Source organism: Flavobacterium erigeronis, assembly GCF_054075165.1.
The window spans coordinates 62,705-78,912 of sequence record NZ_JBSKGP010000011.1; the positions used below are offsets into that span (position 1 = coordinate 62,705).

The following is a 16,208-nucleotide window of genomic DNA, read 5'->3' on the forward strand; positions in this document are numbered from 1 at the left end:
TTTATTCGTATTATTGCATCATAATACCGTAAGCACTTCATACTGCGGTCAATTCAAATTAATTATCTACCTATTCTTTTTACAGTATTCCTTAAAATAATTAAATTCATAGAACATTCATGTTTGATATTTCTGCATTAAAAGAAATGAAGCTTGCTGAGCTTCAAGAAATAGCTAAGTTAGCTAAAACAATAAAGATTACTGGTGTCAAAAAAGAGACTTTAATTAGTCAGATTTTAGCACACCAAGAAGCATCTAATGCACCAGCTGAAGCTCCTCAAACAACAGCAGTTTCTGAAGCCAAAGAAGAAAAACCGAAACGCGCTAGAATTGCGCCAGCAAAACCAAAAGCAGCAAATACCAAAAATACTCCTGTTTTAGAATTTGATAAAGTAGAGGAAACTGTTCAAAATAACGATACTGCTGAAACAGTTCAGCCAATTGCAGAAATGGCAACTGAAGCAGTACAGGAAAATAAAACAGCTGCAAAAAAAGAGCCTAAAGTTGTAAAATTTAACAAACAGGCATACGAAAAGAAAGTAGCGCTAAAAAAGGAGAAAGAAATTGTAAAAGAAGTGGTTGCTAATGAAGAAGTTGCAGAAGCAGCTCCGTCAGAATCAATAGTTTCTGAGCCAACAGCCGAAACAGCTGAAAAAACTCCACAAATTGCTCCTGCAAAAAAGATCAATCCGAATCAGAATAAAAATCAGAACCAGAACCAAAATCAAAACCCGAATCAGAACCAAAATCAGAGCGGGAATGGCAATGGAAACGGAAATCATAACAATCAAAACCCTAACCACAAGAATAAAAAGAACAATAATAACTTCAGAGATTCAGATTTTGAATTTGACGGAATTATTGAAAGTGAAGGTGTTTTAGAAATGATGCCAGACGGTTACGGATTTTTACGTTCATCAGATTATAATTATTTAGCTTCTCCAGATGATATTTATTTATCAACTTCACAAATCAGATTATTTGGTTTAAAAACCGGAGATACTGTAAAAGGAGTGGTTCGTCCGCCTAAAGAAGGCGAGAAGTTTTTTCCATTGGTTCGTGTTTTAAAAATTAACGGACACGATCCGCAAGTCGTTCGTGATAGAGTTTCTTTCGAACACTTGACACCAGTTTTCCCTTCAGAAAAATTTAAACTAGCCGAAAAAGGCAGTTCTATTTCAACAAGAATTATAGATTTGTTTTCACCAATAGGTAAAGGTCAGCGTGGTATGATCGTTGCACAGCCTAAAACAGGTAAAACAATGCTACTTAAAGATATTGCAAATGCAATTGCAGCTAATCATCCTGAAGTTTATTTGATTGTTCTTCTTATCGACGAGCGTCCAGAGGAAGTTACAGATATGCAAAGAAGCGTTCGCGGTGAAGTTATCGCTTCAACTTTTGACAGAGAGCCGCAAGAACACGTAAAAATTGCCAACATTGTATTAGAAAAAGCAAAACGTTTGGTAGAATGCGGTCACGATGTAGTGATTTTATTAGATTCTATTACTCGTTTAGCAAGAGCTTACAACACTGTTCAGCCAGCATCTGGAAAAGTATTAAGTGGAGGTGTTGATGCGAATGCATTACAAAAACCAAAACGTTTCTTTGGAGCGGCTAGAAATGTAGAAAACGGCGGATCTTTAAGTATCATCGCAACTGCATTGACAGAAACAGGCTCTAAAATGGACGAAGTTATCTTCGAAGAATTTAAAGGAACGGGTAACATGGAATTACAATTAGACCGTAAGATAGCCAATAAACGTATTTTCCCAGCAATCGATCTTACATCGTCTAGTACACGTCGCGACGATTTATTATTAGACGAAAAGACATTACAAAGAATGTGGATTATGCGTAAATATCTATCAGATATGAATCCAGTAGAATCTATGGACTTTGTAAACGACCGTTTCAAGAAAACGAAGAATAATGAAGAGTTTTTGATTTCGATGAATGATTAATTGAAAGGGACAAAGATTCAAAGTAACAAAGGGGCAAAGTTTTTGTCTTTGAGTTTAAAATATAAAATGCAATAAAAAAAGGATGAGTTTTTAACTCATCCTTTTTTTATTGGCAAAGATTAGAAGCTTCTGTCACTTTGAACCTTTGTCACTTTGTCACTATTTTTTATCAACTACCGGTCTCTCTGCTCTATTAGCCAAATCCCAAGCTAGTACAAAAGCCAATTTTGTTCTTTTGGTTAAGGCGTCGTATTCGATTTTTTCTGGAGTATCGTCTTTTCCGTGGTAATCTTCGTGAACTCCGTTGAAGAAGAAAACAGATGGAATACCGTGTTTTGCAAAGTTATAGTGGTCAGAACGCTCGTAGAAATGGTTTGGATCTTTTGGATCATTAAACTTAAAATCTAAGTCCATTTTGATGTATTTATCATTTTGAGAAACAACAGCATTGTGCAAGTCAGAAGATAATCTATCTGCACCAATTACATATACATAATTGTTTGTGTTTGAATGCTCCACATCACGACGTCCGATCATGTCAATATTGATATCTGCAATGGTATTTGCGATTGGAAACAATGGATTTTCAGAATAAAAACGAGATCCGTGTAAACCGTGCTCTTCACCAGTTACGTGAAGAAATAAGATAGAACGTTTTGGTCCACGTCCTTGTTTTTTTGCTTTAGCGAAAGCTTTAGCCATTTCCATAACGGCTACAGTTCCAGAACCATCGTCATCAGCTCCGTTGTAAACTTCGCCATCTTTGATACCCACGTGATCGTAGTGCGCAGAAATTACTAAAACTTCATTTGGTTTTTCTGTACCTTCAATATATGCCCAAATGTTTTCTGAATCTGGAAGGTTTTGATTGCGTTTTGCATTCATAAATGTTGCAGGAACAGGCTGGTAGTAATTTGAAGCTCCTTTTGGAAAAGACACGCCACTTTTTTTGTATTGCTCAATCATATAAAGACCAGCTTTTTTTTGTCCTTGAGAACCCGTTTCGCGGCCTTCCATTTCATCAGAAGCGATAGTATAAAGCATTTTCTTTAAGTCTTTTTCGCTGATAGCTTTAACATATTTCGTTGGATCCGAATTGTCTTTAGATGCTGTTGACTGCGCGGTTTTACAAGAATACGCAGAAACAACTAATAATAAAAGGAGTAATTTTTTCATTCCTATAGTTAGTGTAAATTAATAAATGTGTAAAGAACGTATAAAGTGAGTAAAAATAGGATAAATAGTGAGTTTATTATAAAAAGCAATACACTTTTAACAAATGACACTATTCTAGATTCGCCATAAAAACGGTGATGTGCAGGATAAAAATAATAGCACATCCAGATGGTTCCTGCAAAATTGGTGATGGCAGAGATATATAACAACGGACTATCTTTTCCAAAAAGACCAATACCTCTGTCAATTATAAACATAATAAGAAAAATAAGAAGCAGAAACGAAAAATAATGAAGCGTAAATATGCCATGATCAAAGTAATACCATTTTTTCTTACTATGAAACAGCCATAAAAAGAATGCGAAAAAAGGCATAATTATAAATAGAATTTTGGGTAGATTATGAAAGAAGGATTCTATAAATTTTATAATTATTTCTTTTTTGGTATATTTTTCAGTCACATGAACGGCTTTTTCATAGAACCAATACGAGGTTGCATTTAATTTTTCGCTTTCCTTTCCATATTTCTGAATTGAATCGATTTCTTTCATTGTTTTCAATTGAAAATAGGACTTGTCCACTACTTTCGATTTCAAATATGATTTTTCTTTCCAGCTCTTCTTTTCTTTTGCAGCTTCTTTTTCAAAACTGGTTGTAATTTCCTTCTCATTTTTTGTTAGCTCATCCGTTAGATTATTTGGAAATAAAGCAATTAAAAGAAAAGTAATAAAACTGATAAAGATATAAAGACGAACCGGAGCCAGATAAGACAAACGCTTTCCTGAAAGATATTCTTTAGTTAGTGTTGAAGGCTTAAAAAGTAGATTTTTGATGGTTTTCCAAAATGCATTTTCATAGTGCGTTAAATCTTCAAAAAAGTGTACAAATAAATGATGAAAAGTCTTTCTCGAATCGCTGTTTTCCTGACCGCAATTTGGACAGAATTTTTGTTCAACAACGTGCCTGCAATTCAGACAGGTTTTATCTTCTCTAATTTTACTGTGTGACATTGGTTTATTTTGGTTTGTTTTCTAGGTAGTTTTTGGTTTATTTTTTCAGGACTTCATTTAAAAAGAGCTGTAAATGATCAAACGATCTTTTGGCAGCAACAGGATTGTAGGCCGCACCTTTAGAATTATCATTTCCAGCTTCAGGATTTGTAAAAGAGTGCACAGAGTTTGCATAATAAATCATTTGCCAATCGGCTTTAGAATCGCGCATTTCTTGTTGGAATGAAGCAATCTCGTCTTTAGAAACAAACGGATCATCAGCCCCATGACAGATTAAAACTTTTGTATTGATGGTTTCTGTTTTTCTGCTGGCATCTTTTCCTAAACCGCCATGAAATGAAGCTATTCCTTTTACATTCAAATGTCCACGGGCAGCTTCTAAAACTCCAGTTCCGCCAAAACAATAGCCAATGGCAACAATGTTATCGGCATTTGCTCCTGCTTTTACCAATTCTTTTAAGGCAGCGTCGATGCGCTTTTGATAAGCTTCGTAATTTGTTTTGTAAAACCCAGCTTGTTTTCCAGCTTCTCCAGTATTTTTAGGATAATTTCCTTCACCATAGATATCAGCGATAAAAACGTGATAACCTAATTTAGATAATTCTTCAGCAATTCCTTTAGAAGCATTGTCAATTCCGAGCCAGGCTGGCAACAATAAAATTCCAGGATTATTGGTGCTTTTTTTAGCAGATTTTATAAATAAGCCATTCAACTGTTGGCTTCCTTCGGTGTATTTTACTGGTTTTAATTGCGCATTCATAAGATTGGAAAATAAGATTGCACTGAATAAAATGATTATGCTGTTTTTCATGATTTCTTCAATTTTTAACAAATATCAGAAATATTATGTTACAAAAAAACCTCACAACTAAATTCTTGTGAGGTTTGTAACGAATATTTTAAAAGACTGTTTTTCTTCTTTATAACGATATATTTCGCTTAAAGGCGCAGCCCAGTTCTACAATAGAATCGGTTTTGGCAATGCCTGGAATTCCGTCGATTTTTTCGTAAAGAATTCGGCGCATGTGTTCGTGATTTTTTGCAATGATTTTGATATAAAGCGTAAACGAACCCGTTACATAATAACACTCTGTTATTTCTGGGATATCCTTAAGCGCTTCAATAATACGATCTGAATCTGAATCTTTGTTCAGTGTAATTCCTGTGAACGAAGCCCAATCGTAGCCTATTTTTTTTTCTTGAATAATGGGTTTGATGCCGCCAATTACACCTTGTTCAATCATTCTGTTAATACGCTGATGCACCATCGTATTTGATATTTTTAAATTAGCAGCGATGGCAGAAAAAGCCATCCTTCCGTCTTTTTCCAATTCCTTAATAATGCTAATATCAAATTCGTCTAATAATTCCATGCAGTAAAAAATCGTTTTAAAAATTGCGTTTTGTGATTCATAAAAGTAATTATTTTTTTTAATAAACATTCATAAAAGTATATTTCTGTTAAAGGGAATTATCTTTTTTATAGTTAAAAAATATATGTTTTGACTTGTAATTTATTGTTTATAAGTCAAAATTTAATTCTAAAGCCTTTTTTTAATTTAATTTTGATATTTTTGCAGAAATAAAAAGCATATTATGATAAGTACAGAAAAAACACTTTCGTCAAAATCTGAAGTTTTGATTGAAAAAGAAAACAAATATGGAGCTCATAATTATCATCCGCTTCCTGTCGTTTTAGAACGCGGAGAAGGCGTATATGTTTGGGATGTTGACGGAAAGAAATATTATGATTTTTTGTCTGCTTATTCTGCAGTGAATCAGGGACATTGCCATCCTAAAATTGTTAATGCAATGGTGGAACAAGCGCAAAAACTGACTTTGACTTCTCGTGCTTTTTACAATGATAAATTAGGAAACTACGAAGAATACGTAACGAAATATTTTGGTTTCGATAAAGTGCTGCCAATGAATACGGGAGCAGAAGCGGTTGAAACAGCTTTAAAGATTTGTAGAAAATGGGCTTATGAAGTAAAAGGAATTCCAGAAAATCAAGCGCAGATTATTGTGTGCGAGAATAATTTTCACGGAAGAACAACGACAATTATCTCTTTTTCAAATGATGAAACGGCTCGTAAAAACTTCGGACCTTTTACTGACGGATTTATTAAAATTGAATATGATAATTCGGAAGCGCTAGAAAACGCTTTAAATTCATCTAAAAATATTGCAGGATTTTTGGTTGAGCCAATTCAGGGTGAAGCTGGAGTTTATGTGCCTTCTGAAGGTTATTTAGCGAAAGCGAAAGCACTTTGCGAAAAGCATAATGTACTTTTTATTGCTGATGAGGTTCAGACCGGAATTGCAAGAACAGGAAAATTGTTAGCTGTTCATCACGAAAATGTGCAGCCAGATGTTTTAATTTTAGGAAAAGCAATTTCTGGCGGAGTTTATCCAGTTTCTGCAGTTTTATGTAATAACGAAATAATGAATGTTATTAAGCCAGGACAGCATGGTTCTACTTTTGGAGGAAATCCTGTTGCGGCGGCTGTTGCAATTGCGGCTTTAGAAGTGGTAAAAGACGAAAAACTGGCTGAAAATGCGGAACGTTTAGGAATTATTTTAAGAAAAGGATTAAACGAAATTGCAGAAAGAAATAACTTAATCACTTTAGTTCGTGGTAAAGGTTTGTTGAATGCGATTGTGATTAATAGTGGAGAAGATTCAGATTTAGCTTGGGAAATTTGCTTGAAATTCAGAGATAATGGACTATTAGCAAAACCAACGCACGGAAACAAAATTAGATTCGCGCCGCCATTGGTAATGACCGAAGCGCAAATTCAAGAATGTTTGGAGATTATCGAAAAATCTTTGAACGAATTTAAAAACTAAAAGTTCTCTTTTGAGATTTAAAATAGAAAAGCAGCAAATTCAATTGCTGCTTTTTTTGTAGACACCATTTTTTTAAAAGCGGTTACTTATTCGGTAACCGCTTTTTTCATAATTGCTAAAAATATCAAAAAAAGCAATTATTTTTTTGCAGCAGCTCCAGGAATTAATTCTCCTTTTTGCTTGAATTTGCTGTATTCTACAACACCGGTTTTATCTGCCCAATCAAAATATTTTGCCGAAAGATCGTTTACAATTCCTGCGTTCTGAGCCGCAACGTTTGTTGTTTCGCCTCGGTCTGCTTCAAGATCGTAAAGTTCCCATTGGTAAGAAGGATAGATAGAAACCAATTTCCATTTTCCTTCTCTCACAGCTCTATTTCCAGCTCTTTCCCAGAATATTGGAGCGCCTCTATTTACTTCAGAAGCGTTGTCAAATAAAACTGGCAATAAACTTTTTCCTGCTAAAGGATTAGAATTTACGCCATTAAGTGTTTTTGGATATTCAATTCCAGCCAATTCGTAAAAAGTAGGAGCAAGGTCAATAATATGTCCCGTTCCTTTATCGATTCTTCCTGCTTTAATTTTTGAAGGATACCAAGCAATAAAAGGAGAACTGAATCCGCCTTCGTGCATATTATTTTTATAATCCTGTAACGGAGTATTCGATAAATAAGCCCAGTTTTGTTCCTGATAATCAAAAGATCCAGAAGAACCAATTGGCCCATCGTTACGAACTAAACCTCTTTTTAACGGATTGTAAGTATTAAATCCGCCTTGAGCGCCATTATCAGCAATGAAAACAATCAACGTGTTTTTGTCTTTTTTCAGCGCTTTTAACTTGTCTAGAACTTTACCCACGTTTTGGTCCATATTATCGACCATTGCAGCGTAAACTTCCATTTTAGCTTTCCAGAATTGTTTTTCATCATACGTTAATTTATCCCATTCTGGTACTTCTGGATCGCGTGGAGCAATCGTTTGGTTAGGAAGCAAAATTCCGTTTTCTCTTAATTTTTTAATTCTTTTTTCTCTCAAAACATCCCAGCCTTCATCAAATTTGCCTCTGTATTTGGCAATATCAACTTGTTTTGCCTGCAATGGCCAGTGCGGTGCTGTAAAAGCCAAATACAAGAAGAAAGGTTTGTTTTCTTTGTTTTGTTCGTCTAAGAAAGTAACCGCATTGTTTCCGATTTCATCTGTAAAGTAATACGAATCATCTTTTGGATGCAATTCTTCATTGTTGCGAATCATTTTTACAGGATAAGCCGTTTTTCCGAATGGAAGCGGTTTGGTATCAAAATAATTTGCCGCGCCTTTTAAGATTCCGTAAAACTTATCAAAACCTCTCTGATTCGGCCATTGCGCTTGATCTTCAGAACCAACGTGCCATTTTCCAGACATTAAAGTGCTGTAACCTCCCGAACGGAAAACTTCTCCTAAAGTCAGCGATTCTTTGTTTAAATATCCTTGATATGCAGGCAAACCTAAATTCACATCAAAATATCCCACTCCCGCTTTGTGCTGATATTGCCCCGTTAATAAAGAAGCTCTTGTAGGTGCACAAATTGAGTTGTTGTAAAATTCACGAAGACGTGTTCCTTCTTTAGCCAAACGGTCTAGATTTGGAGTCTTAATTTCAGATCCATAGTTTCCTAAATCCGAATAGCCCATATCATCAACCATGATTAAAATTACGTTTGGTTTTGAAGATGCGTTTTGGGCATCGATTTCAGCAGCACCTATTATTCCCGTCAGCAAGACTGAGAATAAAATGTTTATTTTTTTATTCATTTTATTATAATTTACTGTTAGTATATTTTAATTCGTTTTTTGAAACACATAGAGACATAGATTTTTTTTGCTTTTGAAAAGAATACAAAAGAGAAATTCATTTCTCCACACATAGTCTATGTTTATTCAAACAAGTGAAACGCCTTTACGCAGCATTATGATCTATGTTTCTATGTGTTTAATTTGCTCTCGCAGATTTAGCAGATTTTACAGATTTTTTAATCTATCTATTCTTTGTAATCTCTGTGTATTCAAACAAGTGAAACGCCTTTACGCAGCATTATGATCTATGTTTCTATGTGTTTAAATTTGCTCTCGCAGATTTAGCAGATTTTTTAATCCATTTAATCCGTGTAATCTGTGGCAAAAAAATTACTGCCTCCAAGCCGGAACCTGCTTCAAATTCGGATTCAAATCCAATTCTCTCTGCGGAATCGGGAAATGAACGTGTTTAGGTTGCGCATTGGTTTTTCCTGCTGCTTTTAATTTTGCTACAAAATAATCTGGACCTCTTCTCGCCAAATCAAACCAGCGTTGGTATTCGTAAGTAAGTTCTTTTCTTCTTTCTTCAAAAACTGCTTCTCTAAAATCATCCTGACTTAGTGCTGGCGAATTTTCTGCTAAAAGTGGAATCCCAGCTCTAGTTCTTACACGATCAACCGCTGCATACGCTTCTGCAGTTGGTCCGCTGTTTTGCTCGTTCAAAGCTTCTGCATAAATCAATAGTACTTCTGCAAATCTGATAATTGGTGTATTTTTAGAAGATTGTCCAGGCGAAGTTGGCGTTGCAGGATCAAAATATTTATTGAAATGCGGCGTAACTTTATAGGTTTTACCGTCCGTCGGACTCACAAATTCTACGGCAAAAGTGATATACTTTCTTTTGTCGATTTCAGCGAAAGCTTCAAAAAGTCCGCCTTCTTTGTGTAAAGCATCGGCTTGATCGCCTGCAATTCCAGGAACCGAAGTTGGCGCGGCGGTTGAGGCCAACATATTTCCGTTCCAGTTGGTTAAACCTTTAAACTGAGCAGAAAAAATATGTTCTTTTCCGTTTTTAGTGGCTACATTAAAAACATCAGCATAATTTTCGAATAAATCATACACTTTACTATCAATAATTTCTTTGCTTTTTTCGGCTGCTTTCTGCCATTTTTTTTCCGTCAAATATACTTTCGCTAAAATACTTTTTGCAGCGCCAGCAGTTACACGGCCTTTATTTTGCTGCACTACAGGAAGCGTTTCAGCATCGATCAAATCGTTTTCAATTTGCGTGTAAACTTCTGCTTCTGGTGTGTTGCTTACGTTGATGGCTTCAGAGGATAAAACGGTCGTTTCATGTAGAACCAGCGGCACGTCTCCAAACCATCTTACCAAATTGAAATATAAAAGAGCTCTTAAAAACTTCGCTTCATTAATCAAATCTTTGTCTTTTTGCGAATTCAGATTTGGATTTTTAGCAATATTATCAATCGCAGCATTGGCTCTATTAATTCCATCATAACTTTGTCTCCATATCTCAATCATACGATCGTTGGAAGCATCGTGAGTCAAGTTAGATAAAGCTCTAACGTGTGCATTTCTCGCTCGCGGTCCCGCTTCGTAATCGTCGGTCGCCATTTCGGTCGAAATCTGAATCAATCGATTGTATAAAGTGTGCGTGGAACTGTTGATCGCATTATGAATGGCAATAACAGCAGCATCTGCATCTTCGGTTGTTTTATAAAAATTGGTAGACGAAATAAAAGCTTTTGGATCTTCGTCTAAAGAATTGCAGGAACTTATTAAAAAGAGCGCTGCGAAACTGAATATAAGGGTCTTTTTCATGATAAATCTTTTAGAATGTTACGCTTAAACCGCCAGAAATTGTTTTAGATGCCGGATAAATTCCAGTATCTGTTCCTGGCGAAATTGTCGTTCCGTTAGTAACTTCAGGATCGTAGCCTGTGTATTTTGTCCATGTCAATAAGTTTTCTCCAACAACACGGAATTTTACTGCCGTCAATCTTAATTTTTCAGATATTTTTTTCGGAAGGTTATAGCTTAAAGTGATGTTTTTTACACGAACAAATGAACCGTCTTCTACGAATCGATTAGAGAAAACAGGAGCAGGATCCAATTTTGCTCTCGGCGTTGTATTGCTCGGATTTGTTGGTGTCCAAGCATCTAAAGCTGAAGTCGAGGCATTTTGCTGTCCGTTGTACAATTCCAGCGCTTGCAAGTTTCCGTTAAGAATTTTATTTCCAACAGAACCATTTACCAAAATCGCTAATTCAAAACCTCTGTAAGTGAAATTATTAGAGAAACCGAAAACGAAATCTGGCTGTGCGTCGCCAATGCTTGTTCTGTCTGCCGCAGTGGTAAAAGCGCCGTCACCATTAATATCTTTATACAAACGATCACCCGCTTTTGGAGTTGCATTTCCAGTATAAACACCTTTTGTAGCCACTTCATCAGTTTGCAGAATTCCGTCTGTAACTGCTCCGTAAAAAGTTCCAAGAGATTGACCTACTTTTAAAATATAGTTGCCGAATGTGTAAAATTCAGCACCATTTCCTAAAGCAATAATTTTGTTTTGGTTGAAAGCAATATTGAAGTTTGAAGTCCAAGAAAAAGCGGTATTTCCAAGAGAAGCATTCAAACCAAATTCAATTCCCTGATTCTGAACAGAACCAAAATTCTGTAGAGAAGAAGTAAATCCAGTGGTGTACGGCAGCTGAACGTCTAGCAATAAATCTTTAGTCGTTTTACGATAGACATCAACCGTTAAATTCAGTTTATCATTAAAAAATCCAACATCAACTCCGGCATCAAACTGATTGGTTAATTCCCAACCTAAATTGTCGTTTGCAATTCGAGTAGGCGTAAAACCAGTATAAATCTGATCGCCAAAAAGATATTTCACACTTGTCAAAGTAGACAAAGACTGATATTCTCCGATTTCCTGATTTCCTGTTGCTCCCCAACTTGTTCTAATTTTTAAACTGTTAATGACATCTTTTACAGGAGCAAAGAAATTTTCTGAACTAATTTGCCACGCCGCTGCAACAGAAGGAAAGTAACCCCATTTGTTGTCTTTTCCAAAACGCGAAGAACCATCGGCTCTTAAACTTCCCGTTAAGAAATACTTCGAGTCATAATTGTAATTTACTCTTGTTAAATAAGAGTTTAATGCCCAAGTGCTTTCTCCAGAAGCTGGCATTAAAGCAATATTTCCGCTTTGTAAGCTGTAATAACCCGTTATATCATTTACATATTGTTGCGATCCAGATGTAACATATTCTCTTGTAGAACTTTGCTGTGTATAACCCGCCAAAGCGTTTAAACGGTGTTTTTCGCCAAATACAGTTGTATACGTCAGGGTATTTTCGTTTAGCCAGCTTCTAGAATCGGCAGTTCCAATTTTTCCTTCTCCATTTGTAATCGAACCTTCGTAAATGCTGGACGGCAAATAGCTTTTTTCTTTATTGAAAATCATATCGGTTCCAAAAGAAACTTTCAAAACAAGGCTTTTCAAAATGTCATATTCACCATAAATTGTACCTAAAATACGATCGGTAATCGATTGATTTTGACGCTCGTTTAAAGTCGCAATCGGATTGGCAAAAATATTCTCAAACGGATTTCTCAACGTATAGCTTCCATCTGGTTCATAAATCGTTGCCGTTGGAGGCATAACCAATAGTGAAGTTATTAAACCCGTTGGAGCAACTTTCGATTTCGTTTCTGCAATAGTCAAGTTTAAACCAAATCTTGCTTTACTGCTTATTTTTGAATTTAAATTCACTCGTCCGCTAAAACGCTCAAAGCCTGTATTTTTTATAATTCCTTCCTGATTGTAATAGTTTCCAGAAACCGCATATTTGGTCTGATTATTTCCGCCCGAAACACTCAGCTGGTGATTTTGTGTTAAGCCTTTTTGAAAAGCCGCATCTTGCCAATCGGTTCCTTTTCCTAGTTGCGCAATTTGCGCGTCAGTCAAATATTGATTTGTTCCTCCCGCAGGATTTGAATCGTACAAAGCCGCATTTCTCAATCTAGAAAAACCTTGAGCATCTAAGACATCTACTTTTTTGCGAACAGATTGTTGGCCAATTGTAAAATCGTAATTTACTGTAGTTGCCGTGTTTGAACCTTTTTTGGTGTTAATGATAACCACTCCGTTTGCACCTCTTGAACCATAAATTGCCGTTGAAGAAGCGTCTTTTAAAACCGTAATCGATTCAATATCTGACGGATTTATAGTAGAAAGCGGATTGGTTGGCGTACCACTCAAAACACCAGAAGTAACTTCTGAGTTGTATAATGGGAAACCATCGATAACGTACAAAGGCTCGTTTCCGCCTTGAATTGAACTTCCGCCACGAATACGAATGCTCATTCCTGCGCCTGGCTGCCCAGAAGTTTGTGTTACATTAACTCCCGCTACAGAACCTTGTAGCGAACTTTCCAGTGTTTTTTGTGTTGCTTTTAAGGACATTTGAGCGACTGTTTCAGCTGCTCCTGTATAGTCTTTTTTAGAAGTACTTCCGTAACCTATGATTACGATTTCATTTAATTCTTTTACATCTTCTTTTAATGAAATCTGCACGAAATCTTTGGTTGCGATATGTTCTGCAGTGATATACCCCATATAGCTTACAACTAAAGTGTAAGGGAATATTTGTCCAGTTTGAAAATAGAATTTTCCGTCTAAATCGGTTACCGCTGCGTGCGTAGTTCCTTTAATTTGAACGGTAACTCCTGGAATTGGCTGATTGGTGACTTGATCTACAACGGTACCATTCAGAGTCGAATTGATTAAGGGTTTTGTATTTTGGGCTTTGATTCCGATCGAAATCAAGAATACAAAAAGCCACAAAAAGGCATGTAATTGCTTGTTCATTACTTTTTTGATTTTAAATAATAAAGCGTTACGAGAAATTGAGTTTTCAATTCCCGAGGGCTTTCTTTAGTGATAAATGTTCTTTAAGTCTTGCCATTTCTGTTGCCGCAGAAATGCCTTTTTTATGAAAGAATAGGGCAGTGCATCATTGTCATTTTAGAATTTTGATTTAGTTATTATTTTTTTTAGTTATGGAGTTTTGACATAATTATGCTTAAGATAACAGTCAATAAGAATTTTAGTTTGATTTTCATTTTATGAATTGAAAATGAAAGAAAGGGATTTTAACAGCACATGCACATATAACCAAAGATGTTGTATGTGAATTTTTTAGGAAGAATGTAATGCGATGTGTAAACTGTTGTTTTCAAAATGTAGTTTTTTAATATTTAAACTCTACTAATCCTATAGACAAAGTTAATTTTATTGTAATAAAAACCAAAAGATTATTTAATTTTTTTGAAGTTATAAAATGAGAATATAAGAGGAAGTACTTTTGATTGTATTTAAATTGCTGGTAATTAATACTTTGTGGTTTGTTTGTAGAAATAAGAAAGCAAGTGAAACTAGTATGGTTTATACAGTTTTTACTTGCTTTTATTGCGTTTTAAACCTGACAGGTTTTTAAAACCTGTCAGGTTTCGTTATAAATGAGTGGAGATTTATTTGAATTGCCTCCAGCTTTAGCTGGAGGTAAAAAATTTGAATATAAAAAAGGCTTTAGCCAAATATGAGTTTGGCTAAAGCCGGTACCCCTTTTCGAAATTAAAACCTCCAGCTAAAGCTGGAGGCAATTGATTGATCTTAGTTTAAAGGGTTTTGAGAATTATTTATTGCGTTTTAAACCTGTTAGATTTGGTTCTAAACCGATTATGTTTTACAAATCAACATAATACTTTTGTTTTCCAAAGTTAAATTCATAATAAGTTAAATTTGGCCAAAGCGGTTTAATTAGTCCTTTTTCCCAATTTTGTAAAGCCGTTTCTAATTCTTTTACTTTTTCTGGATTGAGCTGTGAGAGGTCTTTCGTTTCCGATTTATCTTTATTAAGGTTATAAAGCCATTTTTCATGTGTTTTTCCGCTAATGACTAATTTCCAGTCGCCGCTTCGAACACCTTTTGCATCGCCCGAGCGCCAGAATAAATCTTTGTGCGCTATTTTGTTTTCATTTACCGTTTTAACCAAATCAACGCCATCATAAATCCTGTCTTTTGGTAAATCTGAACCGATCGCGGTTGCAATTGTTGTAAAAATATCCAAGGTACTAACAGGCGTCTTGTAAACCGTATGAGGTTTAATTTTTCCCTTCCACGAAAGTGCAAAAGGAATATTGATTCCGCCTTCAAAATGAGAAAATTTTCCGCCTTTCAAAGGAGCATTTGTAGTTGCAAAAGTATAATCGGCACCGCCATTATCGCTGGCAAAAATGATCAGCGTATTTTCTTCCAAACCTTCCTTTTTTACTTTTTCTCGAATTCTGCCAATCGCATCATCCAAAGCGCTGATCATGGCAAAATAAACACGTTTGTTTTCGTCTTTTACATTCGGAAAACGATCGTAATATTTTTTGCGAACCTGAAATGGCGTATGTGGCGCATTAAACGGAATGTAAAGTAGAAAAGGTTTATTTTTATTTTTGTCAATAAAAGCTTCTGCTTCTTCAGCAAATTTTTCAGTTAAATATTCCTTTTCATCAATAATGGTAGTGTCTCGGCGAATTTGTCCGATTCCGACACGGCCTTTACCCCAAATCATTTTATCGGTAAAATCTTTATGGTGATGATTTATGATATCTGGATTATCGTCTTCGGGAGCAAAAAGCGAAAACGCCTGATAAAATCCGTAATGATAATCGAAACCACGGTCTAAAGGAAAAAATCCTTTGTTATGCCCCAAATGCCATTTTCCAATTATTCCGGTGCTGTAACCTTGTCTTTTGGCCAAATCAGCAAAAGTAATCTCCGATTTTGGAAGACCTTGCGTTGCAATTGAAGCATCATTTGGATATGTGATTTTGTCATTTAATCTCCAGCTATTCGTGTTGATTAAGTATTTAAAGGCATAATATTCCAAATTGTTTTTCGGATATCGGTCTCCAGGCTGATATTCGTGCCCAAAACGTTCCTGATATCTTCCTGTAAGTAGTCCTGCTCTTGAAGGCGAGCAAATGGATGCCGAGGCATAACCATCAGTAAAGGTTGCGCCCGAAGCTGCCAGAGAATCTATCTGCGGAGTAGGAGTCGATTTTCCGCCGTAGAGCGAAATATCATATTTTCCTAAATCATCGGCAAGAAGAATGATAATGTTGGTCTTTTTTCCAGAAATAGAATCGGTGGGTTTTGAAGCCAGAAATTCTTTTTTTCCTTCTGCCAATTTTTGATCTTCTTTTATTAAAGTGCCGTCAGTGTTAATGGGCCAGAATAAAAAAGCGAAGAGAAGGAGCAGTATTATTAAAATGGGGATTATAATTTTGGTTATTTTTTTATAGTTTGGCATAATGGTTTTGGTTAATTTTTTTTAATGTTATAAGAAGCT

The 16,208-nt window shown here is 35.6% G+C and carries 10 protein-coding genes; 2 read left to right on the top strand and 8 right to left on the bottom strand.

Annotation, left to right across the window (positions count from 1 at the left end; genetic code table 11):
- Nucleotides 1-119: 119 nt before the first annotated feature.
- Nucleotides 120-1,964 (top strand): transcription termination factor Rho, encoded by a 1,845-nt coding sequence (gene rho / locus ACWA1F_RS20260; protein ID WP_456896392.1) that lies wholly within the window; start codon nt 120-122, stop codon nt 1,962-1,964.
- A gap of 159 nt (nt 1,965-2,123) precedes the next feature.
- Here the strand turns inward: rho and ACWA1F_RS20265 are convergent, their stop codons facing one another.
- The 4 genes from ACWA1F_RS20265 to ACWA1F_RS20280 form a co-directional block, all read right to left on the bottom strand.
- Nucleotides 2,124-3,140 (bottom strand): M28 family peptidase, encoded by a 1,017-nt coding sequence (locus ACWA1F_RS20265; RefSeq protein ID WP_456896394.1) that lies wholly within the window; start codon nt 3,138-3,140, stop codon nt 2,124-2,126.
- 8 nt (nt 3,141-3,148) lie between these two features.
- Entirely contained in the window at nt 3,149-4,150 is a 1,002-nt protein-coding gene (locus ACWA1F_RS20270) for a DUF3667 domain-containing protein (protein WP_456896396.1), read from the bottom strand.
- Nucleotides 4,151-4,187: 37 nt separating this feature from the next.
- A complete protein-coding gene (locus ACWA1F_RS20275) occupies nt 4,188-4,961 on the bottom strand; it encodes a dienelactone hydrolase family protein (RefSeq protein ID WP_456896398.1) in 774 nt (257 codons plus the stop codon).
- A 109-nt stretch (nt 4,962-5,070) separates the two neighbouring features.
- The gene (locus tag ACWA1F_RS20280) at nt 5,071-5,523 is read right to left on the bottom strand and encodes an Lrp/AsnC family transcriptional regulator (RefSeq protein WP_456896400.1); all 453 of its coding nucleotides are present in this window, start codon (nt 5,521-5,523) and stop codon (nt 5,071-5,073) included.
- Nucleotides 5,524-5,746: 223 nt separating this feature from the next.
- On the opposite strand from ACWA1F_RS20280, the gene rocD reads away from it, so the two are divergent.
- Nucleotides 5,747-7,000 carry an ornithine--oxo-acid transaminase gene (rocD, locus tag ACWA1F_RS20285; RefSeq protein ID WP_456896402.1) on the top strand — a complete coding sequence of 418 codons (1,254 nt, stop codon included), beginning with the start codon at nt 5,747-5,749 and terminating at the stop codon, nt 6,998-7,000.
- A 137-nt stretch (nt 7,001-7,137) separates the two neighbouring features.
- Here the strand turns inward: rocD and ACWA1F_RS20290 are convergent, their stop codons facing one another.
- From ACWA1F_RS20290 to ACWA1F_RS20305, 4 genes are all read right to left on the bottom strand, one after another.
- On the bottom strand, nt 7,138-8,790 hold the full coding sequence (locus ACWA1F_RS20290) for an arylsulfatase (RefSeq protein ID WP_306159934.1): 1,653 nt from the start codon (nt 8,788-8,790) through the stop codon (nt 7,138-7,140).
- A 372-nt stretch (nt 8,791-9,162) separates the two neighbouring features.
- On the bottom strand, nt 9,163-10,614 hold the full coding sequence (locus tag ACWA1F_RS20295) for a RagB/SusD family nutrient uptake outer membrane protein (RefSeq protein ID WP_456896404.1): 1,452 nt from the start codon (nt 10,612-10,614) through the stop codon (nt 9,163-9,165).
- Between the two features lie 10 nt (nt 10,615-10,624).
- Entirely contained in the window at nt 10,625-13,672 is a 3,048-nt protein-coding gene (locus ACWA1F_RS20300) for a SusC/RagA family TonB-linked outer membrane protein (protein WP_456896407.1), read from the bottom strand.
- A gap of 877 nt (nt 13,673-14,549) precedes the next feature.
- Entirely contained in the window at nt 14,550-16,169 is a 1,620-nt protein-coding gene (locus ACWA1F_RS20305) for a sulfatase-like hydrolase/transferase (RefSeq protein ID WP_456896409.1), read from the bottom strand.
- Nucleotides 16,170-16,208: the final 39 nt, after the last annotated feature.

Coding starts and splice junctions, on each gene's coding strand:
- ACWA1F_RS20265 (WP_456896394.1), bottom strand. CDS start 3,140: ATGAAAAAATTACTCCTTTTATTATTAGTTGTTTCTGCGTATTCTTGT.
- ACWA1F_RS20280 (WP_456896400.1), bottom strand. CDS start 5,523: ATGGAATTATTAGACGAATTTGATATTAGCATTATTAAGGAATTGGAA.
- ACWA1F_RS20300 (WP_456896407.1), bottom strand. CDS start 13,672: ATGAACAAGCAATTACATGCCTTTTTGTGGCTTTTTGTATTCTTGATT.
- ACWA1F_RS20290 (WP_306159934.1), bottom strand. CDS start 8,790: ATGAATAAAAAAATAAACATTTTATTCTCAGTCTTGCTGACGGGAATA.
- ACWA1F_RS20295 (WP_456896404.1), bottom strand. CDS start 10,614: ATGAAAAAGACCCTTATATTCAGTTTCGCAGCGCTCTTTTTAATAAGT.
- ACWA1F_RS20305 (WP_456896409.1), bottom strand. CDS start 16,169: ATGCCAAACTATAAAAAAATAACCAAAATTATAATCCCCATTTTAATA.
- rho (WP_456896392.1), top strand. CDS start 120: ATGTTTGATATTTCTGCATTAAAAGAAATGAAGCTTGCTGAGCTTCAA.
- rocD (WP_456896402.1), top strand. CDS start 5,747: ATGATAAGTACAGAAAAAACACTTTCGTCAAAATCTGAAGTTTTGATT.
- ACWA1F_RS20275 (WP_456896398.1), bottom strand. CDS start 4,961: ATGAAAAACAGCATAATCATTTTATTCAGTGCAATCTTATTTTCCAAT.
- ACWA1F_RS20270 (WP_456896396.1), bottom strand. CDS start 4,150: ATGTCACACAGTAAAATTAGAGAAGATAAAACCTGTCTGAATTGCAGG.